Below are 22,872 nucleotides of genomic sequence, written 5' to 3' on the forward strand. Positions count from 1 at the left end.
AAGCTTACAGTTTTACAACGTTCTCAGCTTGTGGTCCGCGGTTGCCTTGAACTACGTTGAACTCAACGCGTTGGCCTTCGTCCAAAGATTTGAAACCTTCGCCAGTGATTGCGGAGAAATGTACGAATACATCGTTGCCGCCTTCAACTTCGATAAAGCCAAATCCTTTTTCTGCGTTAAACCATTTTACTGTTCCTACTGCCATGGGTAATACCTCCAAAGTTTTATTAACATGTCTTTTTTCTTGTTTCGAACAAAAAAATTACACATTGGAAAAGGTTTCATTAACTTAATGATAACCCTTTGCAATACGCAATTCAGGGTGAATCTTTAAGACTTAACATTACTTTACCACACAATATCGTGTAATGCAATTGTCCCTAAGAGGGATTTCTTGCTAAAGATAAGAACTCTTCCCTGTCCTCTATTTTCAAGGCAATTGCTAGTGCTAATGCGACATCTTTCGACGGCTCGATTCGACCATTTTCGATAGAATTAAGGATGGAATAGCTGATTCCAGCCTTCTCCCCGAGCTTTCGGAGAGTTAGATTTTGCTGCTGTCTGAGCTCTTTTAATTTCGTGTGAAACGCCACTGTTGCGCCCTCCTCAGCCATTTTGGTTGCCTTGCTGTCTGCGAATTTCAGCTTTAATTTTGTCGAATGGGTCCTGCCAATGGGGGGGCTTAAGGGTCTTGCCGGTCTCATTTTTATGAACTTGTCCATCGGGCCATACCTTGGACATATTTGCATGCTGAACAATGTCAAAAATCGGTCCAGGCTCCACGCCCATTTCAACTAATGTACCAAGGACAAAATATAACTCATCGATCATCGCATCCACTTCGTCTTCCAGTGTCGCTGCTTCTTTAAACTCCTGGAGTTCTTCTTCCATCCATGCTAGACGAGCTGATTTACGGCTTTCGGTAAGACGCTGTGGGGATGTGCCTACTGGATGCTCAAACGTTTCATGAAACTTTTTAACATCTTCAAATGCTTTTTTTAAGGTCATTTCGTTTCTTCTGCTCCCTTGCAAACGGTTTTCTTTTATATACCATTTAAAAGTGTCCTCGGTCAACAAAAAGCCCTAACTTCAATACTTCTATTCATGTGCAAGAGCTTCACCATGGACAGGAGGATCGAGTAAGGGCTTGAGTAGGTAGGATTGCGGTTTAGGCACTGGAACGCTCAGCTAAGCGCTTTCACGCTCTAAGCAGCTTGTCCAATTTTACAAATGACGGCCTGAAATGAATCTATCTTTCCAGTAGCCCGTATTCATATCACGAATTACTACACCGGAGCTGGTCGTGTTGCTAATAAACTTACCATTTCCTATATAGATGCCAACATGATTAATGCGTCCCGGTCTGCTAACACTAAACAGGACGAGATCACCTTTTTGTAATTTCGATTTACTCCTAACAGGAGTTCCTACTTTCGCTTGCGCGCTAGAACCCCAAGGGATTGTAATGCCATTCTTCTTAAATACCATTTGCGTAAAAGCAGAGCAGTCTAAGATTAAACGATTCGTATCTCTTACACCAAATCTGTAACGAACTTTACCAATATAAGATTGTGCAGTACGTATAATGCTGTTAGCTTTGCTCGTACTCGTTGCGCTTGCGCTGTATGTTGCTGTTGACGCGGCGTCTGTTGCTGCATGAGCGGACTGCGGGCTAAGGAACATCGTTCCTGAAGTTAACAAGGAAAGGCTTAAGCTTATCCCCACTAACGATTTGCTAAGGCGGTTGTTTTTCACTACTAGCATGATTGGACTTCCTCCTTCATGGATCGTGTTGTGACGGGCTTGTTTGACCCTGATTCCACCTTACCACACTACGATCATCCAGCATTTACCTGAAAAGGGAGAAAGACGCGCCACGACTAGCAAAAACCGCCATTCTTAGAATTCCATGAGAATTTGATGAAAATTATTCCCTTGACACATATTTATCCGGTTTATCACCCGTGTTCTCCTGGCGATATTCCGAAGGGGTTACGCCGTACTTTTTGCGGAAAACTTGCGAAAAGTGGCGAATATCATGGTACCCGATACGTTCAGCCACATCAGCGAGCTTGAGCTTGGGATTCATCAGCAGCTGCTTCGCCTGCTCCAAACGCAGGTGAATAACATACTCCTTGAAGCCTTGACCCGTCTTTTGCTTAAAAAGCTGGCTAAAGTAGACAGAATTCAGGTAGACGATCGAGGCTACCTTCTCTAGCGATAGATCGGCATGGTAGTGCGTGCGGATATATTGCAGGGCCACCTCTATGGAGCGATCGCTGCCGCTGGCATGGTGCTCGTAGACCTGCGTCGTAGACGCTTGCCTCATGCGCTGTACTTCTGCCGGCACCGCCTGGAAGCAGTCGATCAGCTCGGAGCTCATCATCTGAAAGGGCACCTTCAAATATTTCACGAGATGGCTGCGCAGCTCATCCACCAGCAGGGTCAGGCTGCTGCCTTCCGGCAGTGTGACCAATCCTAGCAGGCTTTTGCTGTCGTGCACCGTCACGAAGCCCTTACCATAGCGCTCGATAAGCTCGAGCAGGACGTTCTCGATAATGAAATTTTCGAGGAAGACGGGCTTGTCGGTCTCCATTTTAACCATGATGAGATGAAAATAAGGGTGCTGCTCCATGAAGGGTCCCATATCGATGCGACCCGTGTCCAAACCCTGCGCAAAGCGCTGGAAGACGGCTTCCTGCAAGTATTTGCGGTTGGCCTTCAGCAACTCAGCCTCTTCGATCAGCTCCGTGTCACGCGTAACTTCTTCGCTAAGCTTGCCGATCATTTCAATCAAAACCTCTTTGCCGATCGGCTTAAGCAAATAGTCCTTCGCCCCTAGCCGCACTGCCTCCTGGGCGTAGGCAAACTCCGAATAGGCCGAAATGACAACCCATTTCACATGGGGATGCCGGCTTCGAGACATATTCATAAGCTCTAGACCGGTCATGCCCGGCATCAGAATGTCTGTCAGAACGATGTGAATCGGATGGCTCCGCAGCAGCGTGATGGCTTGCTCCGCATTCGCAGCCAGATGAACCCGATGCTCGGGGAAACGGTTCTGCAGCGTACGCTGTATGCCCTCTCGTATGACTGTTTCATCATCTACGATGAGAATGTCCATGGTTTACATTCCTTTCCGAGGAAGCGGCATCGCGATGATGACCGTTGTTCCTTCTCCTTGTTCACTATGAATACGGAGCCCGTAGGCATCTCCAAACATTAACTTTATGCGGCGGTGAACATTGGTGAGTCCAATACCCCGCCTAGTTTTCACAGAAGGTCTTGCCGCTTGGACGTAGCTTTGCGCTATAGTTTGCTCCATTTTCATTGAAGCCACCACGCCACTTCCCTCCGTTGTATCTGCGCGCAGCATTTCCTGCATTTCCTCTAAGGTGCTCTCCGGGATGCCGACCCCGTTATCCTTAATAATGATATGAAGCTCTTGCTCATGAACCTCCGTAAATACACGGAGATTGCCCGGCTCTCGGGAAGGCTCCAGCCCATATTTAACGGCGTTCTCGATGATTGGCTGCAGGGTCATTTTCGGTAGACTGACATCAAGAACTTCTGGGTCTATTTGTATGTCTGTACTAACCCTACCCTCTAAACGGCTTTCGATAATCGTGATGTAATGCCGCATTTGGTCTAGCTCCTGCCGCAGTGTCGTCTTAGACGCTTCCTGCCAGTCGCTGCTGTATCGAAACATATGAGACAGGGCTAGGATCACCTTGCCCAATCGATCGTTCTCACGCTCATCCAGCATCCAGTAAATCATATCCAAGGTGTTATAAAGGAAATGAGGGTTGACCTGCGATTGAAGCGCCTGCAGCTCCGCATTCTTCTCACTCATGGAAGAGAGTGTAATGCGCTCGATAAGCTCATCCATCCGATTCACCATTCGGTTAAACGATGAAACCAACGAATTAATTTCCTCAAATGACTTCACCGTCACCGATCCTTTAAAATTCCCCATCTCCACTTGCTTCATCTCGCGGATGAGGAGCTTGAGCGGTGATGCGATGTTGCGGGATATGAGACTTGCCAAAGCAGTTGACAAAATAACGAGTACAACAATAACCACGTACAAATATTCTCTCGTCTTCACGACCTCGGCGTTGATATCACCTTTTGGAGTTAAACCAAGCACAGTCCAATCTGACATCTTCGCTTTCGCGGCAACGAGGAGATGATCCGTTCGATCATCAACGAGGATCTCATTCGTTTGAGGACGCGGAAGCCCTCTGAAAGAAGGCGGAATGACCTTCTCTGCCGCAGTAGAAGCGATCATCCGATCTTCCCGGTCAACAATGTACACCTGACTGTTTGGACTGATGGTGACGTTCGAAAGAGCAGCAAGAATCGGCTGCGGATTCGTTTCAATGAGCATAACGCCTATCACCCGGTGGTCTGTTAAATCGTACAGCTTGCGCCCGAATATGAATAACGGATCCTTCTGAAACTGATTGATGACAGAGCCTTGGAAAAGGCCAAGCCATACCATTTCTCCCGAGGAGTCCTGCAGCTTCCGGTACCACTCCGAGGATGGATAATTCGTGTCCATAACACTATGGAATCCTCGTTCGTAATTATAGTTTTTGCCGGCGTTCGTAATCACATGAATTCCGACAATATCATCGCGCGAGTAATAGATAGCCCCTAAGATATTGGTAATCGTGCGCTCATTAATAATGCTAATCGCTTCATCCTTATTGGTGTCGCGATCTTGGATTAATCTGAGCAGCTCAAAATTGCTATTCAGAGACTTCGTAATACTGTCATAGCCTTGCAGCAGCAAATCAAATAAACCTACCGTTTGAGAAATATTTTTCTCCGCCAAATCACTAATTTTACTATGGATGATATCCGTCGTCTTCTTATAATAGAGGACGCTTCCCAAAAGAACGAGGACTAACATACAGGAGATAAAGAGAAGAAATAGCCGGTTATGAATGGAGTGTAAGCCTCGTGTCACTGGTTGTCGGTCTCCTTTCGTTATACGCTACTTCCTATTTTATCATAGGCACCCCAAGAAACAGCAAAAAGAGAGGGGTGAAATTAACCCTTCACCGCTCCCGCTACCATACCTTTTGTAATTTTATCTGCTAACAAGAAATAGATGAGAATGACCGGCAGCGCGCCCAGTACAAGGAAGGCACCGATTGCTCCGTAATTGACCGAATATTGACTGACGAAGCTGTTCACCCCGAAAGGCAGCGTCTTCAGCCGCTCCGACGAAATGAAAGTCGCCGCGAGAATGTATTCGTTCCAAATACTAATGAAAGTTAAAATACAGACTGTCATCATTGGAGGAATGGAAATTGGTAAGATGATACTGCGGAAGATCCGGAAAACCCCCGCGCCATCCATAACAGCGGATTCCTCAATCTCACTCGGAATGGATTTCATAAATCCACTGAGGATAAAGACCGCAATCGGCGTCTGGAACGCTATATAAGGAAGAATGATTGAAATATGCGTGTTCAGTGCGTGTAGATTTTTGAAAATAATCATGAGCGGCAACAGCGTGGCCTGCAGCGGTACCATCATTCCGATGAGGAAGATGACCATCACGACCTGACCGTATTTCCAACGGAATCGGGCGATGGCAAACGAGGTAAGAGAACTGAGCAGCAGGACGCTCACCATCGTAACCGAAGTGACGAATAGGCTGTTTTTCAAATATTGAAAATAGTGTCCGGCCTTGATCGCATCCGTGAAATTCTTCCATTGAAGCGTATGAGGAAGAGCGAAAAATTGGCCCGACAGGATTTCTTCATTGCTTTTTAATGAGTAAATAGCCAGCCAGAGCAGCGGATATACTTGCGTAACCACGAGTAGGGAAAGAAAGGCGATCACGATAATTTTGACGATAGAGAGGCGTTTGCGTCTCCGAATGGTTACAGGCTTAGCCGAAGCTATTTCCCGTGCGGTCTGCATGGTAACACTCCCCTCCTTCATGAAAATCTTCTCTCTAGTCGGTTGAATACCGCATTAATAACGACCGTTGCGATCAAACACATACCGACCAAGAAAGCCGCAATCGCGCTTCCGTACCCATATTTCATGGAGAGGAACGACATGTTGTACATATGTGTGGAAATGACGTCTGTCGCGTGCGCCGGTCCCCCTGCGGTCATGACCATGACCATGTCGAACGCTTGCAGCGAGCCGATAAAGGCGAGGACGATCGATATTTTAAAAATCGGAATATTCATAGGGAAAGTAATATGCCAGTCGGCTTTAAGCCCCTCAGCTCCGTCAATCCGGGCTGCCTCATAAATATCAGCAGGGATGTTCTGAATACCGGTAAACTGGATCAGCGTATGGTAACCCAAGTACTGCCATAGGGCTACAAAATAGAGAGAATACATCGCAATCTTAGGATCTGTCAGCCACGACCTCGTCCAACCATGCAAATTCAACATATCGAGCACTTGATTGAGCATGCCCCCCATCGCGGCGGGGTTATAAATGGTTTTCCACAATTGACCGATGATAACGACGGATAGAATAACGGGTAAAAAGTAACTCGAAACGAGAAAATTCGGTTTTTTGATAAATCGGTTCAAGAGTATAGCTACACCTAAAGCGATCGGAATTTCTGCCATAGAAAATACAGCAAACATCAATGTACGGCGAACAGACGGCCAGAACACAGGGTCTGCGAATAGCAGCGTTTGAAAATTTTTGAGACCTACGAATGTCGAATCGCCAATTCCGTTCCAATCCAGCAATCCACTGTAAAGAGACACGAGAATCGGGACGAAAACGAGACTAACATAGATCAGCAAACACGGTAATACAAACATGGCAATTGTCCACTTGGAGACTCTTAACACATTCACTTGGCTCGCCTCCTTCCTGGTATAAACCAATCGGAATTTACCTTCAGCCCATTGCGGCGCTCAAGATAAATTCCGACTCGGCTGCTAATTCATCTTATTTTTTATTCGTTTCGTAAGCGGTTTGGTGTTCTTTGCCCACTTCAGCAGGATCTTTCTTCTGTACGAAAAGGTTTTGGATGCTTGTTAAGTGTCCTTGCGCTGTTCCTGGGTTCATCGTATTGTCGAACGCAAGATCGCCGCCTTTTACTTGTTTGAACAAGCCAAGCACTTCCATCGCCATATCCGAGTAACCAGCGGCTTTGAAGTCGCCATCTACTTTTTGTGCGATACCTACAGCACCTTTTACAGCGAAAGCTTCTTTAGGGAAGTTCAACATGAAGTAGTTCAAGAAATCCTTGGTTTCTTTCAAATGTTTGCTGTTTGCAGAAATAGCGAACGCGCTTCCTGGCGCAAGCATGAACTCGTCTGGATTCCCTTTACCTTTAACCGTTGGGAATTTGAATACGCCAACTTTACCATTAACGGAAGAGGTTTCGATTCCGCCTGTTGCCCAGCTGCCCATGAAGTACATAGCGGCTTTGCCGGTTTTGAACAAGTTTTCACCTGCGTTGTAGTCAAAAGATGTTGCGCCCTCTTGGAAAGCGCCAGCTTGAACCAGGTCTTGGAAGCTGCTTACTGCCTCTGTGAATGCCGGATCAGCAAACGTCTTTTTGCCATCAACGACAGATTGCAGGAAGCCAGGACCGCCATTTGTGCGAAGCAGTACGTTCATGAACAAGAAGGAACCAGTCCAGGAATCTTTTTCACCGATCGCCATTGGCTGAATGCCTTTGCCTTTCAGTGTTTTTACCGTTGCAACCATTTCTTCGAACGTCTTCGGCACTTCAACGCCAGCTTGCTTGAATAGATCTTTATTGTAGTAAACAACAGCAATGTTGTTACCGTCAGGCAGTGCGTAGATGTTGTTGTTGAACGTGTACCAGTTCAGAATACCTTCTTGGAACGTCCCTTTTAATCCGTTTTGATCCACCATGTCGTTCAGTGGCGCGAACAGGCCAGCATCGACGAAAGGCTTCATTTGCGCTGCCGGATTCACGATCGTGATGTCGGGAACCTCTTTGGAAGCGGCTTGTGTTTTGAGCTTCAGCTTTTGTTGATCTGTGTTCAGGGAGTCAAGCTCGACTTTGATGTTCGGATTTTTCGTTTGGTAATCGTTAACGATTTTCTTCAACATGCCGTTTTTTGGATCGGTTGGATCCGGATATATATTTTGGAACGTGATCGTGATGTTCTCCTGCTTTTTAGCTTGTGCTGTCGCAGTCGGTGCCTCGCTTGTTTTCGTATCTGTTGTACTGCCGGTTGTGCTTCCACCTGCACCGCATGCTGTTAAGCTGATAGTAAGCAAGCTAGCTGCAACGACGCTTAGTGCTTTATATTTAGTTACCAATGTGAATCCCCCTCGTTTGTTGGTTGTTCTTGATGTCCTTATTATCGCTCGAATATGGCAACCCTTACAATGTGGGAACTATAGGTATGATGTTTGATTTTTATAGGTTTATGTTGGAAGTGGGGGGAATGATGGGTGGGAGGACTGGTGGAGACTGGTGGAGTGACTAGTGGGATTGCTGGTGCGTGGTGGCAGATTGGTGGCTGGGGGAGTACTAATGGGATTGCTGGTGCGGTGGTGGCAAGTAGGAGTGACTAAAATGAGAATGCTTGTGGAGTGGCGGTAGGTTCGAGTGGCTGTTTAGATGCTGGAGTGGAGAAGGTAGATTGGAGTGACTAATGGTATTGCCGGTGTGGTGGCGGCAGATTGGTGGTTGGGGGGGATCGCTGGGGGCGGCGACAAGTTGGTGTAGCTGGGGGGATCGCTGAGGGGCGACAGGAGAGAAAGACTAATGAAATTGCTGGTAGAGTACTGGAATGGAGGCGTCAGGTTGGAGTGACGGAGTGGAATCTGCAGGCGGGAGTGACCCAAGTTGTATTTTATACAACAATAATCTGGATAAACCGCGTTTCTGCGGCGAATGTTGCAGAAAATACAACAATTTTACTTAAAAGAGCCCATTTCGGGTGAAATACGGTAAAGTTGTTGTACAAAGTACAACACTTCTAGTAAAAAGAGATAATACCCAGGAAAATGTTGTACGCTGTACAACTTTCAGACATCAGCTTTTACTATTAGCTCCTTTATTTCGATAAAATGATCTAATTCTTCTAATACCAAAGCATTCAGTTGCTATTTCGAACCCTCGATTAATTCATTCGCCATCCTAAGCCAGCATGAGTTAGATGAATTTCGAACTCAGAAACTCTCATCTACCATCCATCACCACTCGCCCTTCTCACTTCTCACTTCTCACTTCTCACTTCTCACTTCTCATTTTACCCTCACCTCTCACTTCTTATCTCCCTTCACTTATTTCTTATACCTTATTTCTTATTTCTTATTTCTTATTTCTTATTTCTTACCTCTTATCTCCTGTCTCCTATCTCTTATCTCTTATCTCTTATCTCCTATCTCCTATCCCCATCTCGATTACTTTCAGCTATCTCATCAATTTCAAATCCTCTAGTTACAACTCAAATCTTTCCCCTCTTTCGAACCCCTACCTATATCCGACTAACCTCTCCCTTGTCCGCTTACTCCACAAAAAACAAAAGATATCCTCCCTTCCAGCTGAATAGACACTTATTCACACTCCTAGAACCTATAGCTACCCACACAATAACAATCGGTTTTCTATTTAAAAAAATAGCTGCCTAGTACAGCAAAAAAGATCAACCTCTCTCGCTAGTTCAGCGAATAAGAGGTCGATCTTTAAAGATAAATGATGAGTGCAGCTTGTAAAAACTAGTAAGCCTTCGGAACCTCGACTCTATGCGTGACACCATCTTCGGTGAAATAAATATGTGTGTCGAAGCCCTGATCGTCCATGAAATAGGACACGTATTTCGGCTCGCCGTGCTTGATCGGCACAAGGAGTGTTGCAATGCGGTGGCTGCGCGCAGGCTTGGTTGTTGCCTTGAGATGCCAATGCAGCGGCAGTCCCTCGATTTCGGCTGGATCCACATCCGTAAAGCCTTCATGCTGCGTCAGCTCCAGCTCACCGGATGAGCAATAGACGAAACGCCCGTCCATATCCGCCTTGCGGCCTTGGACTTTGAAAGTCTGTCCGTTCAGCTTCATTTCATAAAGTGTCTGGAATAGCCAGTCAATAGAGCCAACCTGAGACAAATCGATGTGGTCGACAACAACAACATACGTGCCGAAGAAGTAAAGCTCGCGCACATAACGCTCCAAATAAGGAACGTACTCCTTGTAAGCTGCTGTTGCGTTACTACGGGAATAACCATAGCCTTTGCGCTGCTCGGCAACTTCAACGAACCCATTAGCAGCCATGTTCAGCACTTTATTCTTCTCTGCGTATTGGCCCATACCGTCAATCAAAATATTGTTCGTCGAACGCGTCTGTCTGCGCCAGTTCATGTGCATTGTGCTGCTGAATGCCACGTAATAACCGCTTTCAATGGCAAGCGGTTCCCCATAAGCATGCAGCAGGAAGCCATTCTGGTCGCCGTGACTATGGCTGACGGAGCCGTATTTGCTGCTCTTCGTCAGCAGCATGATATGGCGCTCCGGATCGGCCATTTGCGAGTGAAACGCTACCCAGCCGATGTCGCGGAACCATTTGACCGGCTCGATATTCGCGTCGGTTGGAGCGATAGCTTCCACTTGCGGATAATCATGACGGTAGACCATTTCGTCGAAACGGAAATCCCACCAACCATAGTTGTAGAATTTCATTTCCGAATCGGTGTCCGTTTCACGTACCCGCTCAAAATACCACTGGTACAGACCGTTACCAGTTACACCGGCAAACTGACGGATGTTAAAGCCAGTTTTCAGGCTGACCGGGTCGCCAAGGGTCGATTGGTCACCGAAGCTTGCGCGAAGGGTATCCGGGCTGAATGTATATAGCGGGAAATCGCCAGTTTTCGTGAAAAACGGTCTTTTATAAAAGTTAATGCCTGTATATTTCTTCAGCAAATTCATCGCTTCCGTAACAAAAGCCATCCCAGTCGTCCAATACATCGGACCTTCCGCCCAACCTCCGTCCGGCCCGCCCCAAGGCGAATATAAGCACGCATAGTATTCAAGGGTATAATCGAGCCATTCGCGAACTTCCGGCTCCTCATTCAAGAGCACGATGCAGCACGGCACCAGTACACTCGATAGCGAACGCACCGCATGACTGTCGAACGGCACATGATGGATCTTGGAATGCTCAATAACATGTTGGGCGATTTGACGCGTACGGGCGAGCAGAACCTGCCGCACCTGCTTCCGCTCATCCTCAGTTAACCGAGCATAAAGCCAGTCATAGCCCCATGCGATAGCTCCAGCCATACGGAAGGAGGCCTCGTCGTTATAGTCGCGGCTTGTTGTACCGTTCACGTCCCAGCTGCAGAGATGGAGCAGCCACGTTTTCGCGCGATCCAGCAGCGTTTCGTCATTCAAAATCGTACCGGCCACCACGAGATGGCGAACCGCATAGAGAGCTTCTTGGGTATCCATGTACATTTGGCGCCATAGCTTAGCTACGCGCTTATTTCCCGGATACGGCAGCGGCTCTGCAATCAGCTCAAGCTCGATCCAAGGTTTAACTGATTTCTCGTAGAAAACATCAAATCCGCAATAGGTCTGATCTGCAGCTAGCGCACTGCGGAAGGCGTCGAGCTCAGCAGACTGAAGCCATAGTCTAGGATGCTGGGAAGAAGCTTCAGCGTATCGGCGTTCTCTGCTAGGCAGCGGAGTTTCCGGTAAATCGGCTGGCACCTCGAAGCGTCGAATGAGGCTCCAGACGGTTTGTGTGCCATCTTCCTGGAGAAGGGCGTACCGCCAGAAATATGTACCTGGGGTTAGCGCATCATCCGGTGTATATAAGTTATATGGAACCGGCTTTATCGTTTGTGTGTCAGCCTGAGAGAAGGCCTCAGAATGCGAGATTTGCAGTACATAGCGATCATGCTCCAATTGTGCAGGAATCCACGTGAAACGAGGTGGGTTTTCCAGCAGTACGGTCTGCTCATTCGGTTCGTATTGTACAGTTAAAACGCCGCTCTGCGGTTCGTATAATGGCGACAATGAAGTCATATCCATTCTCCTCCCGGGTGGGTTCTCTATTGGAAATTATCTTATATAAAAAGCAAGCCTTTATCTGCTGTTAATTGAATGCGTTTGGAGCTATTCGTTTGTCCCGGAACTGAAATGGCAATTTCCTGTGCGGAAAAGCGTGTGAGTTCAGCATTGCTGCCTGCACGATACACATGAATAAAGTCAGCTTTACGATCATTGCAACGGTGAAGCATCGCTGTAAGCGGCTGACTCGGATCAACGGAGTCGCCCGGTGTCCGTACAGCGAGTATCTCATCGCCAGGTTGAACAAGCGCCGTGTGGAATAAGGTCGCGGTGGAGCCGTTAAGATCAGAGCCAAAGGCATAGGATACGTGCAATTGGGCCGAACCGCTTGCGTCGACGGAATCGCTAGGCACGAACTGGCCGATGATCGGCAGATCTTGCACGGAGTCAGCGACGGTACCTGAAGCAGCATCCTTCTGTTCAATGAGAAGCTTGTAAACTTCATCCCGGCTATGCAACTGCTCCGAATGCGTTTGAACAGCTGGATGCATCCACCACTCGATGCTCTTCGGCTCTTCGCCTGCAAGCTCGACTTGGAACCAATCGAGCAGCCACTCACCGGTGAGCAGCAAATGGCGATTCAACGTACACCCTTCGTAGGCTTCTGTTGACTGAAGCCAAACGTACACGATCGAATCGTTAGCCTCATAGCGGACGCAGCGTCCTTCATGCGGCGCTTGGGATCGGCCATCCAGCGACACGGTGTTGTGGCTGGCGGTTTCGGCAAACCACGATTTCCGCATGGGCGAGCCGTAAGGCACCATCCCGAAATCGGGCGTCAGGGTTTGCTCCGTGTGCGTCAACGTCAGATGCAGCTTGTCGTAATGGCCGTGGGACCCGCCATGCTCGCCGAAATCGGCGAGGAACGACAGCGGGTTCCCGGCTGCGCGGCCGATGACGAAGCCGGCGTCCGGCCAGAGACGCGACCCCCGCGGCTCTAGGGCAGGCGCGCGGTCAGCGGCCTCGCCAGCGCCGTAGAGCAGCGCCTCGAGCTGCTCGCCGCCGGCAGCGCCTAGCTGCCGGTACGCTTCGCGCAGGACCGGCGCTAGCCCGGCGATGCCGTAGATCGCGAGCCCCTGCTCAGCGATCTCGGCGATCTCGCGGGCGTAAGGGTCCCGCGCCAGCGGCCCGTCATGCAGGGCGGGCAGCGCGCCCTGGTCGTCGGCCAGATCGGCCAGCGCCTCTAGCATGCCGCGCATGGATTGGCCGCCTGCGCCTGTCGTGGCGTAGAGATCAATCCCGAATCGCTGCGCCATCTCTGCAGAGATTAAGTACGCCCGAAGCACGAATACGTGGTAGTACGTGCTTCCTTCGAACTCCAGCTGATCGGCCTTCACGCCGATCGATAAGTGATGCTTGAAGCCGCCTTGGCCTTCAATGAGCGCTTCCAAAGCCGCTTGCTCTCCGCGAGCGGCATATACACAAGATAATGACGCGTTCAGCCAAGCGGTGTAGTTGTTCTCCGCATTGTTCCGCTCATGTATCAGGATGTGCCGGTATTCTTCCATACTACCAGCGAGCAAACCCAGGAAGGCATCAATCGCCGCCTGCTCCTTCGCCTCGAAAACAACACCCTCATCGCGCAGTAGCAAGTAAGCGCGAATCAAGGTCGTGGACCAGATCGCCTCGGTCAGCGCCTGGTGAAAAGCACGCCCCTTCAGCATCCAGCTCTGAGCTTCCGGATGCACGGGGTAGAGCGGAAACTGCGCAGCGTACTCTACGAGCAGCCTTTTACTAATCTGCGCGTACGACTTTTCGCCCAGCGCTGCAAAGACAGCTGCAGACTGCAAAGCCACCCGCGCAAGGGACTGGTGCTTGAACACGAGCCAAGCGCCTCGGTAAGCTTCTCCCTCGATTTTGCAGCCGTGCGGACATAGAAATTCGGACGCATCCACCTGCATCGAATCGAACGCCAGTTCGGTATGATGGTGTGGACAGACATACTGGTGCCACCAACCCCCAGGTTCCTTAGGAATGGAAAGGCTGCCCGCTTGCTGCAGCCTATCAATTTCCTCTTTCAATATGTGTGCTGTACGACCTGCCCAAGTCAGTTTTCCCAGCTTTTCGCCTAGCCTCAGCGCGGTACTCATCGCATCATCATCCCACCGTTGATTTCGATCGTTTCACCCGTTACGTAGGCAGCTAGATCGGAAACAAGGTAAAGCACGGCACCTGCTACATCATCCGGTGTTCCCTCACGCTGAAGCGGAATGCCATTAACAGTTGCTTGACGTGCGGTGTCCGTCGTGAATGTCGCGTGGAACATCGTATTGCCGATAAAGCCAGGAGAGACGTTGTTGACGGTAATTCCACTTGCCGCCACTTCCTTGGCTAATCCCTTGGAGAACGTTTGTACAGCTGCTTTACTAGCTGCATATATGCTGGAACCTGGTCCGCCGCCGTTATGCGCAGCAACCGATGTCATATTGACGATACGGCCGTAGCCTTTCGCTTTCATGCCGGCAAGCACTCTTTTGGACATGAACACAGCACTCTTTAAATTTACATCCATGATTCGGTTGTACATCTCTTCGAACATTTCAGAATTCGCAACACGCTGAACGAGATGGCCTGCATTGTTCACGAGAATATCAATCGTCCCCCCCAATGCTTGCTCAACTTCACTCACGAGTCTGTCGATTTGCTCCAAATTCGTCACATCCGCCTGTACCAATACGGCCTGGCCGCCTGCCGCTTGAATGGCTGCTACAACTTCCTGACCTTGTGCAACGTTATTTAAGCAGTTCACACCAACCTTCGCCCCATTGCTAGCCAAAGCTAGTGCAATTGCGCGCCCAATCCCCGCATTAGATCCTGTCACCAGTGCAATTTTCCCCGTCAAATCGATATTCATATGAATTCCTCCCATGTATGTGTTAAATTATTCAATCTTTGCTTGATTAGTAGAATAAGAGCCTCTAAGGACTTCTATTTACCCTCTATTAGCTAATATTGCTCGGATAAGAGTCTTTAGAGACTGCTATTCTCCACTTGGTTCTGAATCCAATGGCTGTCCCCGAGTTCCGCTCCAGTTCACCCACGCAACCGAGGCCTCACCGTCTCCGGCATGGTCATCGTTAAACAGGTCCCTCGTCCCCATTCACTGTCTATAGACAGCCCGTAGGCCTCGCCGAACACCATCTGAATCCGTCGGTGGACGTTCATTAGTCCAATGCCGCCACCTTGTAATTCGCCTGTCTCTTCCGGCTCTGCCAAGCGGTTTTCCTCCAGCTTCGTGCGCAGCTCGGTGAGCCGCTCCGACTTGATGCCTGTGCCATTGTCCTGGATGAACACTTGGAACAATCCGCCTTCTTTGCGAGCATCGATGCGTATGAAATGATGCGGTTCCACACCATCTGGGAATGCATGTTGGAAAACATTCTCGATGAGCGGCTGCAAAGTCAACCGAACCATCTTCTCCAACAGCAAGCCTGGCGGTATGGCGACATCAATTTCAAACTCTTTTCCCGTCCGGTGCTGCAAAACAATCATATAATTGCGCACATGATTCAGTTCATTCGCTACCGTAATCTCTTCTAAATTCGTCTGCACCGAGTAGCGGAGCATGAAAGCCATTGCTTCTACCATCTCGGTTATTTCACTAGAATCCTGAACTATTGCATAACAATTGATCGTTTCCAACGTGTTATATAAAAAATGGGGATTGATTTGCAGCTGCAAGGACTGAAATTCTGCCCGCTGCCGTTCAAGCTTCGTCTCACCTAGCTCAAGCTGGTTCTTCTGCTGTTCCAGCTCGGCCTCATACACCCTTTCGATCATATCGGAAAGACGCGTCACCATTAGGTTGTAGCTGTGAATAAGTCCGCCGATCTCATCCGTTCGGCCAATCTCGTCGATGTACTGCCAGTTTCCTTTTTCTGTTTCCCGCATGCCATCTTTCAACCCTCGTATAGGGGCAATTATAGACCGACCGAAACGGTAGGCTAGCCATAATGCGATAGCCAGTGTAACCAGACCAACGATGATTGTAGTCGTTCGAATGGTATTAGCTGGTCGGCGCAGCTCCTCAACTGGCATCGATGCGACAAGGTTCCAATCTGAGTAGCCAGATTTCCGAGATACAAACATACGTTCTTCCCCGTTGTATTTATGAAGGAATGTTTGATTGCCACTCGCCAAAACGAGCGATGACAGTTCGTCTTGAGGCTTCCGCTCGCTCATCGAACGAGGATAGATGTAGTTACCGGCATCGTCCACGATGAAGAAAAAGCCCTTTTTTCCCAAACTCACACGATCCCAAGTCTTTGCCAGTTCATCTAGCTTGATCTCAATAGCAACTACCCCACGATTCTCGTCGCCGTAAGAAGGTCCTCTTACTTTACGGGCCATCGTTACGACTGATCCTTGATCAACAGGACGAATGCTCATATTCAGCAGCGCAATTTTGCCGTCACCCGCAATCTTCATTAGGTTATCGAATTGTTCTTGTACGAGTACGGGATCGAGGTTCAGTAGATTCTGATTCTCATAAATGAAGGAACGCCCATGTTTACCGACGACATAAATCATGTTCAACTGTTTGTACAAGGTGACAACGGATTGAACGGACGATTCCGAAAATTTCTTGATTTTATCCGAATACACATAATATTCATATGCGTCGTCAGGCTTTATTTCCATAAAATTCCTGACATCTGAGTTGGATGAAAAGGCATTACTAAGCAGCTCATAAGCCTGCAAGTAACTATCTGTCTGATAGTTCGCACTATCGACCATTTGCTCCATATACTGCTTCACTTGGTCGTCTAACGCCCGCGATGATTGCCAATAGGATACAGCGCCTACGGACAAAAGGGACAGCACGATCACAATGAGAAAGTACGTATAAATTTGACCTGATAACGTCTTTCTTTTCATGAACGGATACCCATTTGTTGTCGATATTCAGAAGGAAGGCAGCCCTCGTATTTCTTGAACGTTTTTGTAAAATGAGGATGATCGGCGTAACCGACCTCACCCGAGATATCGGTAATTCGCCACTGAGGCTGTTGAAGCAGCTTCTTCGCCTTCTCCATGCGTCTGCGTGTGCGGTACTGCACGAACGTTTCCGCCGTACTTTGCTTAAACAGTTGGCTGAAATAAGAAGGATTAAGCCCGATAAAGTCAGCCACCTCTTCCAAGGATACTTCCTCAGCGAGATGCGTCTCTATATAGTGCTTGGCTTCCTCAACAGGGTCCTTAAGCTTGCCTTTGCGTTTGATTCGAAGCTCATCCAGATACCCGCTGATCGCAGTCGTGAAACGAAGCCAAGCTTCCTCCTCGCTAACAGCACCGGTTAAATCAAGCTCACCCTGCATGAAATATACATCCCTCACATTTAACCTTTGGTGCAGGAGGGTGTGGATCTCTTGCAAAATATCGCTAACCCGGTTGAGCTTCAGCTTATTGGCCTTCAACTCCGCCTGAATTTCCTCTACCACACCGTTTAATTCCGCCTGCTGCAGCATCCACACGGCTTGCTCCATACGGCCAGCCCACTGCTCCAACTTCGTTACAGCAACGAAGGATTCGGAGCTTACTTTACTTTGGTTACGAATTAGCTTCTCTAACACATGCTGAAATCCCTTAATGTTGACGGGCTTCAGTAAGTACTCTTTCACCCCGTAAGACACGCATTTCTGCGCATATTCGAAATCACCATAACCGGAAATGACCACGACTTGTATGTCCGCATCCATTTCTGCAACACGAGCACATAGTTCCAGTCCATCCATCTTAGGCATCCGAATATCGGTGAACAGGAAGTCAGGTCGTTCCTCTTGAATCCGCTGCAGCGCGACAACGCCATTCTCAGCCGTTCGCAGGCTTTCGATGGGGAGCTCCGATTGTTCAACGAGTTTCTGTAATCCTTTGCGTATCATCGGTTCGTCATCGACAATGAGTATGCGGTACATGAGGAATGCTCCTTTCAAACCCTTATGAAATGCACGCTCCCCACGGGCTGGTTGGCACGTGAGGAGGCGGTCATGCTCAGCAGATGAGCTTATTTACGCGGCATCGACACCGTCGTACCGGAATCTTTACTATTGAATTTCTCTGTTGCTTCCTTGATTACTTCGTTGCCGCCTTTGGATTTCCACTCTTCCAATACTTTCGGCCAATCGGAGATCGGCTCTTTGCCGTACACCATCTTCACCATGTGCTGAAGAATGACTGGAGGTGCTTGGTCGGAAAGCGGCGAAATGTCCGGATTTTTCATTAAAGATTCAAGACGTGGCTCGAAGCTGATACCGTCGCGTCCTTCATTCTTTAACGTTGTGTCATAGACATTCATTAATTTCTTACCTTCGTCCGTCAAGCTTAGTGTCCCTTTATTATAAGTCGTATCTTGGACAAGCCACAAGAAGGATTGACGGTAACGCTCTTCATCGACACCCGCCGTATCCGTCGGTGCTTTGTAGTCGATTTTGCCATCCACCGTTTTGTACGTGTCACCTTCGATACCAAAAGTAAAGAATTTCTCTGCCTCATCTGACATCATCCAATCAAAAAACTGGATAATTTGCGCAGCATTTTTAGCATTTTTATTGATGAAGTAAGCACGCGGAGCAGGTCCGTACAAGTAGTGGCCGCCTTTGCCATCTGGTCCTGTCGGCGATGCGATGATCTCGATATCGCCCGTTGGAACTGTTGTTTTCAGCTGTGTTTCCCATTGCAGCAATTCATTCGCGTTCATGGACCACATACCTGCTTTACCCGCAAGGATGGTGTTTTTGAACACTGTAGCGTTGATCGTTGCGAACTCTTTGTTGATCAAGCCTTCATCAAACATCGTTTTGTACGTTGTCAGTGCTTTCGTCATATTCTCTGTGTCGAAGAACTTCGGCAGAACTTGATCGCCTTGCTTCTCGAACATGGATAGATAAGGGAACACATCGTATGCGCCAAAGAAGGAGTCTGAATACTTGAAGTTTTCACGACCCATGTACGGGTTCTCAACGCCCATTTCTTTGAACTTGCGAAGTACGGCCATGTACTCGTCAACCGTTTTAGGAACCCCTAGGCCTGTTTTATCAAGCAAATCTTTACGAATGAAGATAGAGCGACGGGACGGGTTGGACAAGTATTCCGGAATGGCGAAAATTTTACCTTGGTAAGTTACGTTATCCCAAGCGTCTTTTGGCACTTTTTTAAGCAGATTCGGTCCATACTTCTTCAGTAATTCATCAAGCGGCGTGAATACGCCAGCCTTCACGGAACCTGCCATTTCTTTACCGTTCACACCGCCACTGCCCTGTACAACGTCAGGAATGTCATTGGTTGCAAACATCTGAATCATTTTTTGCTCATATTCTTTGTGAGGAACAAGTACGATATTCATATCGGAGTTCGTCATCTCTTCTAATTTTTTCACCCATTTGTCTTGATTAATATCAGGCGACTTCTCTACATGTCCGAATGCGAGTGTACGCAAAGAGATGGAGAATTTCGTTTTTTCAGCAGGCTTCGCGCTTGTCGTGCCAGCAGCCGCGCTTGACGCCGGTTGTTCAGCGGTTTTAGAAGAGCAAGCAACCAGCAAACTGGCCATCATTACTGCTGCCATCGTGGTGGGAATCCATTTTTTCATTTCTACCCCTCTTTTCATTTCACTGAGATATGAACGCTTTCACACCTTCATTGTAAAAGCGTTTACAAATTGCCGATATGGAATGTCTTTAGTTCGATTTGTCTTTTTTTTAGAATGCTGTAGAAATTGTTGATTTCATGCAGCACTATTTCCTTAAGATTTTACAGAACCAACCATCATTCCTTTGACAAAATGGCGCTGCAAGAACGGATAGATCAGAATAATGGGGATCGTCGCAATAATAATGGTCGCCATCTTGATACCTTCCGGATCCATATGAGCAAGTCCGCTGAATTGGGAAGCGTTCGGATCAATACTAATATCCTCAGACACAATCAATTGACGGAGCTTTACCTGAAGCGGCCATAAGGCAGGCTTGTTAATATAGTACAGTGCACTTTGGTACGTATTCCAGTGGCCCACCGCATAGAAGATCCCTAGCGAGGCCATGACTGGCTTGGACAAAGGAAGAATGATATTCCAGATCATCCGAAGCTCGGAGCAGCCGTCGATACGCCCGGAATCAATCAATTCACTCGGAATTTGTAAGAAAAATGACCGCATAATGAAAAAATTGAAAGCACTGATGGCACCTGGAAGCAATAAGGCCCAGAGCGAATTCGTCAGGTGTAAATTTTTCATCAAAATAAAGTTAGGAATCAGCGGAGCTGTGAAAACCATCGTAATGAGAACCATAATAACGACAATATTGCGGCCAGCATACTCGGGTCGAGACACCGGATACGCTAGTGATGCCGTGGCGATCAGATTGATCAAAGTACCCACTACTGTAATATACACGGTCACTCCGAAGGAACGCCAGATCGCCGCATCGCTAAACACATATTGGTAGTTGATCGATGTAAATTGAACAGGCAAGAATAATACCTTCCCATTCACAATGGCTTCCGAAGAACTGAACGATTGGGCCAGCACGTTTAAGAACGGCAGGAGCATCGCTAGGGATAGAAGAGTTAGAAATAGCACATTAAAGATGTTAAAAACTTGCCAGCCGGCTGTCGGCTTGCGATTCATAAAGCGTTCACCTCCGTCTTAGTACAAGCTTTCACCCGTTGTTTTTTTGCTTAAAATATTACCCGTAACAATAAAAATTACGCCAACTAGTGCTTTGAAAAGTCCGATCGCCGTCGTATAGCTAAACTGCTGACCTAACAACCCCGCAGTGTAAATATACGTGTCTAGAATTTCACCATTTTCTTTATTCAGAGGGTTCAGGAACACGTAAACACGCTCGAAGCCAAAGTCCAAAAATTTACCGATATGAAGAAGGAACAAGATCATAATGGTTGGTAGAAGCGACGGGAGCGTAATTGAAATGGTTTGTCTCCAGCGGTTCGCGCCATCCACCTCAGAAGCTTCATACAGATCCGGATTAATTCCTGCCAGCGCGGCCAAATAAATGATCGTACCGTAACCGGAATCACGCCAAATACCCGAAGAAATGAGCACTGTACGAATCCATGACTCTTCACCCATGAAATAAATCGGCTCGAAACCTAGCCAAGTGATGAGATGGTTCAAAGCCCCCGTTGAAGGAGAAAGAATACCGATCGCAATCCCGCTCACAATAACCCACGATAAGAAGTGAGGCATGTAAACAACGGTTTGAAGTAACCGCTTGTACACGACAACGCGCAGCTCATTAAGCAGCAAGGCGAGAATGATTGGCGCCGGAAAAGCCAGTACCAAGTCGTAAATGCCGATCAGAATCGTATTCTTCAAGATCTTGAGGAAGTCATAATGGGCAAACATTCGAGTGAAATGTTCAAACCCCACCCATTCACTTCCCGTGAAGCCATCAAAAATGTTGTAATCTTGAAAAGCAATGACTGAACCTAACAAGGGCACATACTTGAAAACAATAAAATACAAAATCCCCGGCAGCGATATCAAATACAGCGCCTTATACTTCCAGAACGTTCGCAGAAAGGATCTACCTTTACGTACCTGCGAGCGCTGATTCATCTTTTTTACCGCTTGTGCGTTGACCGCCATTCTTGGCCCCCCTCACTATTCTTCGCTGATGTTATACCTACATCGTACCCTGCTAAAGCGCTTGCAACAATGGATTGTCTTTTCACTCACTTGTGTTTTTTTTAGGTGGGGGAAGTGCCGCGTTGCGGCTTGTTTTGGACGTATGGGGGGCGGAGGGGCGGCTTGCGCTGGACGGCAGGATGCGCGGGAAGAATATGAGAACCACAAAAGAAGTCTTCGGCTGCTAGCATCCGTCCTCTACAGCGTTGAACATCTCCCCGTCTATCGCGCGACATGCGTAAGATCTCAACACCTTTTGCTGCGAAACATGCAGCTAATTTGCCTCAACTTATGCTGAACTGATGAATTAGCTGCGTTTCCTACAACAAATTTCCCAGGAAAGCGTGATTTTGAACGCTTTTGGGAGAAATTAGCTGCACATTTTGCATATAAAACCCTCCAACAGACATTCATCGCTGAGATTTTGATGCACAAAATGCATGTGGTGTAGTGCATTTTTCGCGCTCAGTCAGGGCCCGCTTCCGAATATCCAAATCCCCTCCAACTCCCAACACGTCCTATCCCCACTCATGCCACTTGGCTTTTAAGTGAAATTTTCTGCTTGTAGGCTTGTTTTTCATCGTTAAAGTCGGGCTGCTGCTGAATGCCATCACTCTAACGATGACTTTCATCGTTATACTTCTATTTACTTTGCTTTTATGTGAATTTCTCAACTCGTAAGGATGTTTTTCATCGTTAAAGTCGGGCTGCTGCTGAATGCCATTACTCTAACGATGAATTTCATCGTTATACTTCCATCTACTTTGCCTTTATGGGAATTTCTCTACTCGTAAGGATGTTTTTCATCGTTAAAGTCGGGCTGCTGCTGAATGCCATCTCTTTAACGATGAAATTCATCGTTATACTTCCATCTACTCTGCCTTTATGTGAATATCCTTGTTTGTAAGCATGTTTTTCATCGCTAAAACCGGGCTGCTGCTCAATACCATCTCTTTAACGATGAATTTCATCGTTATACTTCCATCTACTCTGTCTTTATGTGAATATCCTTGCTTGTAAGCATGTTTTTCATCGCTAAAACCGGGCTGCTGCTCAATACCATCTCTTTAACGATGAATTTCACACTACAAATGCATCAAACCTAACATGAAAATATTGTTAGAATAATTTCCTATATAAGGAATAATATGATGTATTTTCGTGGACGAATACAAAAA

19 protein-coding genes are annotated in these 22,872 nt (G+C 47.6%); 2 read left to right on the plus strand and 17 right to left on the minus strand.

Annotation, left to right across the window (positions count from 1 at the left end; translation table 11 throughout):
* Positions 1-4: 4 nt before the first annotated feature.
* The 9 genes from ASD40_RS14105 to ASD40_RS14145 form a co-directional block, all read right to left on the minus strand.
* Positions 5-205, minus strand: coding sequence for a cold-shock protein (locus ASD40_RS14105; protein ID WP_028555213.1), 201 nt, complete (start codon positions 203-205; stop codon positions 5-7).
* A gap of 175 nt (positions 206-380) precedes the next feature.
* A complete protein-coding gene (locus tag ASD40_RS37835; RefSeq protein ID WP_057303889.1) occupies positions 381-593 on the minus strand; it encodes a helix-turn-helix domain-containing protein in 213 nt (70 codons plus the stop codon).
* A 13-nt stretch (positions 594-606) separates the two neighbouring features.
* Complete coding sequence (locus ASD40_RS14115) at positions 607-1,008, minus strand: HAD family hydrolase (protein ID WP_057303890.1); 402 nt, start codon at positions 1,006-1,008, stop codon at positions 607-609.
* A 216-nt stretch (positions 1,009-1,224) separates the two neighbouring features.
* Positions 1,225-1,764, minus strand: a complete 540-nt coding sequence (locus ASD40_RS14120) for a C40 family peptidase (protein WP_057303891.1) — start codon at positions 1,762-1,764, stop codon at positions 1,225-1,227.
* Positions 1,765-1,927: 163 nt separating this feature from the next.
* On the minus strand, positions 1,928-3,124 hold the full coding sequence (locus ASD40_RS14125) for a response regulator (RefSeq protein ID WP_057303892.1): 1,197 nt from the start codon (positions 3,122-3,124) through the stop codon (positions 1,928-1,930).
* 3 nt (positions 3,125-3,127) lie between these two features.
* The gene (locus ASD40_RS14130) at positions 3,128-4,975 is read right to left on the minus strand and encodes a sensor histidine kinase (RefSeq protein ID WP_057303893.1); all 1,848 of its coding nucleotides are present in this window, start codon (positions 4,973-4,975) and stop codon (positions 3,128-3,130) included.
* Positions 4,976-5,058: 83 nt separating this feature from the next.
* The gene (locus ASD40_RS14135; RefSeq protein ID WP_082562225.1) at positions 5,059-5,940 is read right to left on the minus strand and encodes a carbohydrate ABC transporter permease; all 882 of its coding nucleotides are present in this window, start codon (positions 5,938-5,940) and stop codon (positions 5,059-5,061) included.
* 17 nt (positions 5,941-5,957) lie between these two features.
* Positions 5,958-6,848, minus strand: coding sequence for a carbohydrate ABC transporter permease (locus tag ASD40_RS14140; protein WP_057303894.1), 891 nt, complete (start codon positions 6,846-6,848; stop codon positions 5,958-5,960).
* 94 nt (positions 6,849-6,942) lie between these two features.
* Positions 6,943-8,295 (minus strand): extracellular solute-binding protein, encoded by a 1,353-nt coding sequence (locus ASD40_RS14145; RefSeq protein ID WP_057303895.1) that lies wholly within the window; start codon positions 8,293-8,295, stop codon positions 6,943-6,945.
* Positions 8,296-8,430: 135 nt separating this feature from the next.
* Between ASD40_RS14145 and ASD40_RS39065 the strand changes: the two genes are divergently transcribed.
* Positions 8,431-8,553 (plus strand): hypothetical protein, encoded by a 123-nt coding sequence (locus ASD40_RS39065; RefSeq protein WP_268795894.1) that lies wholly within the window; start codon positions 8,431-8,433, stop codon positions 8,551-8,553.
* Between the two features lie 108 nt (positions 8,554-8,661).
* Positions 8,662-8,925: a hypothetical protein gene (locus ASD40_RS14150; RefSeq protein ID WP_057303896.1), complete on the plus strand. Its 264-nt coding sequence runs from the start codon at positions 8,662-8,664 to the stop codon at positions 8,923-8,925.
* Positions 8,926-9,702: 777 nt separating this feature from the next.
* Here ASD40_RS14150 and ASD40_RS14155 read toward each other — a convergent pair.
* The 8 genes from ASD40_RS14155 to ASD40_RS14190 all read right to left on the minus strand — a co-directional run bounded on the left by ASD40_RS14155 (position 9,703) and on the right by ASD40_RS14190 (position 21,655).
* Positions 9,703-12,006, minus strand: a complete 2,304-nt coding sequence (locus tag ASD40_RS14155) for a DUF4962 domain-containing protein (RefSeq protein WP_057303897.1) — start codon at positions 12,004-12,006, stop codon at positions 9,703-9,705.
* Between the two features lie 41 nt (positions 12,007-12,047).
* Positions 12,048-14,141: a heparinase II/III domain-containing protein gene (locus ASD40_RS14160; protein WP_057303898.1), complete on the minus strand. Its 2,094-nt coding sequence runs from the start codon at positions 14,139-14,141 to the stop codon at positions 12,048-12,050.
* A complete protein-coding gene (locus tag ASD40_RS14165; RefSeq protein ID WP_057303899.1) occupies positions 14,138-14,905 on the minus strand; it encodes an SDR family NAD(P)-dependent oxidoreductase in 768 nt (255 codons plus the stop codon). The genes ASD40_RS14160 and ASD40_RS14165 overlap by 4 nt, the downstream gene beginning before the upstream one ends.
* 179 nt (positions 14,906-15,084) lie before the next feature.
* The gene (locus ASD40_RS14170) at positions 15,085-16,929 is read right to left on the minus strand and encodes a cache domain-containing sensor histidine kinase (protein WP_057303900.1); all 1,845 of its coding nucleotides are present in this window, start codon (positions 16,927-16,929) and stop codon (positions 15,085-15,087) included.
* Positions 16,926-17,966 (minus strand): response regulator transcription factor, encoded by a 1,041-nt coding sequence (locus tag ASD40_RS14175; RefSeq protein ID WP_057303901.1) that lies wholly within the window; start codon positions 17,964-17,966, stop codon positions 16,926-16,928. Before ASD40_RS14175 ends, ASD40_RS14170 begins: the two co-directional genes overlap by 4 nt.
* An 89-nt stretch (positions 17,967-18,055) precedes the next feature.
* Positions 18,056-19,639 carry an extracellular solute-binding protein gene (locus ASD40_RS14180; RefSeq protein ID WP_057303902.1) on the minus strand — a complete coding sequence of 528 codons (1,584 nt, stop codon included), beginning with the start codon at positions 19,637-19,639 and terminating at the stop codon, positions 18,056-18,058.
* 153 nt (positions 19,640-19,792) lie between these two features.
* Positions 19,793-20,674, minus strand: coding sequence for a carbohydrate ABC transporter permease (locus ASD40_RS14185; protein ID WP_057303903.1), 882 nt, complete (start codon positions 20,672-20,674; stop codon positions 19,793-19,795).
* Between the two features lie 18 nt (positions 20,675-20,692).
* A complete protein-coding gene (locus tag ASD40_RS14190) occupies positions 20,693-21,655 on the minus strand; it encodes an ABC transporter permease (protein ID WP_057303904.1) in 963 nt (320 codons plus the stop codon).
* Positions 21,656-22,872: the final 1,217 nt, after the last annotated feature.

It is taken from the genome of Paenibacillus sp. Root444D2, assembly GCF_001426375.1.
Lineage (GTDB): Bacteria > Bacillota > Bacilli > Paenibacillales > NBRC-103111 > Paenibacillus_E.

Bases quoted from the DNA above. Each gene is read 5' to 3' on its own strand.
- ASD40_RS14105 (WP_028555213.1), bottom strand. From the start codon at position 205: ATGGCAGTAGGAACAGTAAAATGGTTTAACGCAGAAAAAGGATTTGGC.
- ASD40_RS14175 (WP_057303901.1), bottom strand. From the start codon at position 17,966: ATGTACCGCATACTCATTGTCGATGACGAACCGATGATACGCAAAGGA.
- ASD40_RS14190 (WP_057303904.1), bottom strand. From the start codon at position 21,655: ATGGCGGTCAACGCACAAGCGGTAAAAAAGATGAATCAGCGCTCGCAG.
- ASD40_RS14125 (WP_057303892.1), bottom strand. From the start codon at position 3,124: ATGGACATTCTCATCGTAGATGATGAAACAGTCATACGAGAGGGCATA.
- ASD40_RS14165 (WP_057303899.1), bottom strand. From the start codon at position 14,905: ATGAATATCGATTTGACGGGGAAAATTGCACTGGTGACAGGATCTAAT.
- ASD40_RS14170 (WP_057303900.1), bottom strand. From the start codon at position 16,929: ATGAAAAGAAAGACGTTATCAGGTCAAATTTATACGTACTTTCTCATT.
- ASD40_RS14115 (WP_057303890.1), bottom strand. From the start codon at position 1,008: ATGACCTTAAAAAAAGCATTTGAAGATGTTAAAAAGTTTCATGAAACG.
- ASD40_RS14155 (WP_057303897.1), bottom strand. From the start codon at position 12,006: ATGACTTCATTGTCGCCATTATACGAACCGCAGAGCGGCGTTTTAACT.
- ASD40_RS14180 (WP_057303902.1), bottom strand. From the start codon at position 19,639: ATGAAAAAATGGATTCCCACCACGATGGCAGCAGTAATGATGGCCAGT.
- ASD40_RS14160 (WP_057303898.1), bottom strand. From the start codon at position 14,141: ATGAGTACCGCGCTGAGGCTAGGCGAAAAGCTGGGAAAACTGACTTGG.
- ASD40_RS14135 (WP_082562225.1), bottom strand. From the start codon at position 5,940: ATGCAGACCGCACGGGAAATAGCTTCGGCTAAGCCTGTAACCATTCGG.
- ASD40_RS14120 (WP_057303891.1), bottom strand. From the start codon at position 1,764: ATGCTAGTAGTGAAAAACAACCGCCTTAGCAAATCGTTAGTGGGGATA.
- ASD40_RS14185 (WP_057303903.1), bottom strand. From the start codon at position 20,674: ATGAATCGCAAGCCGACAGCCGGCTGGCAAGTTTTTAACATCTTTAAT.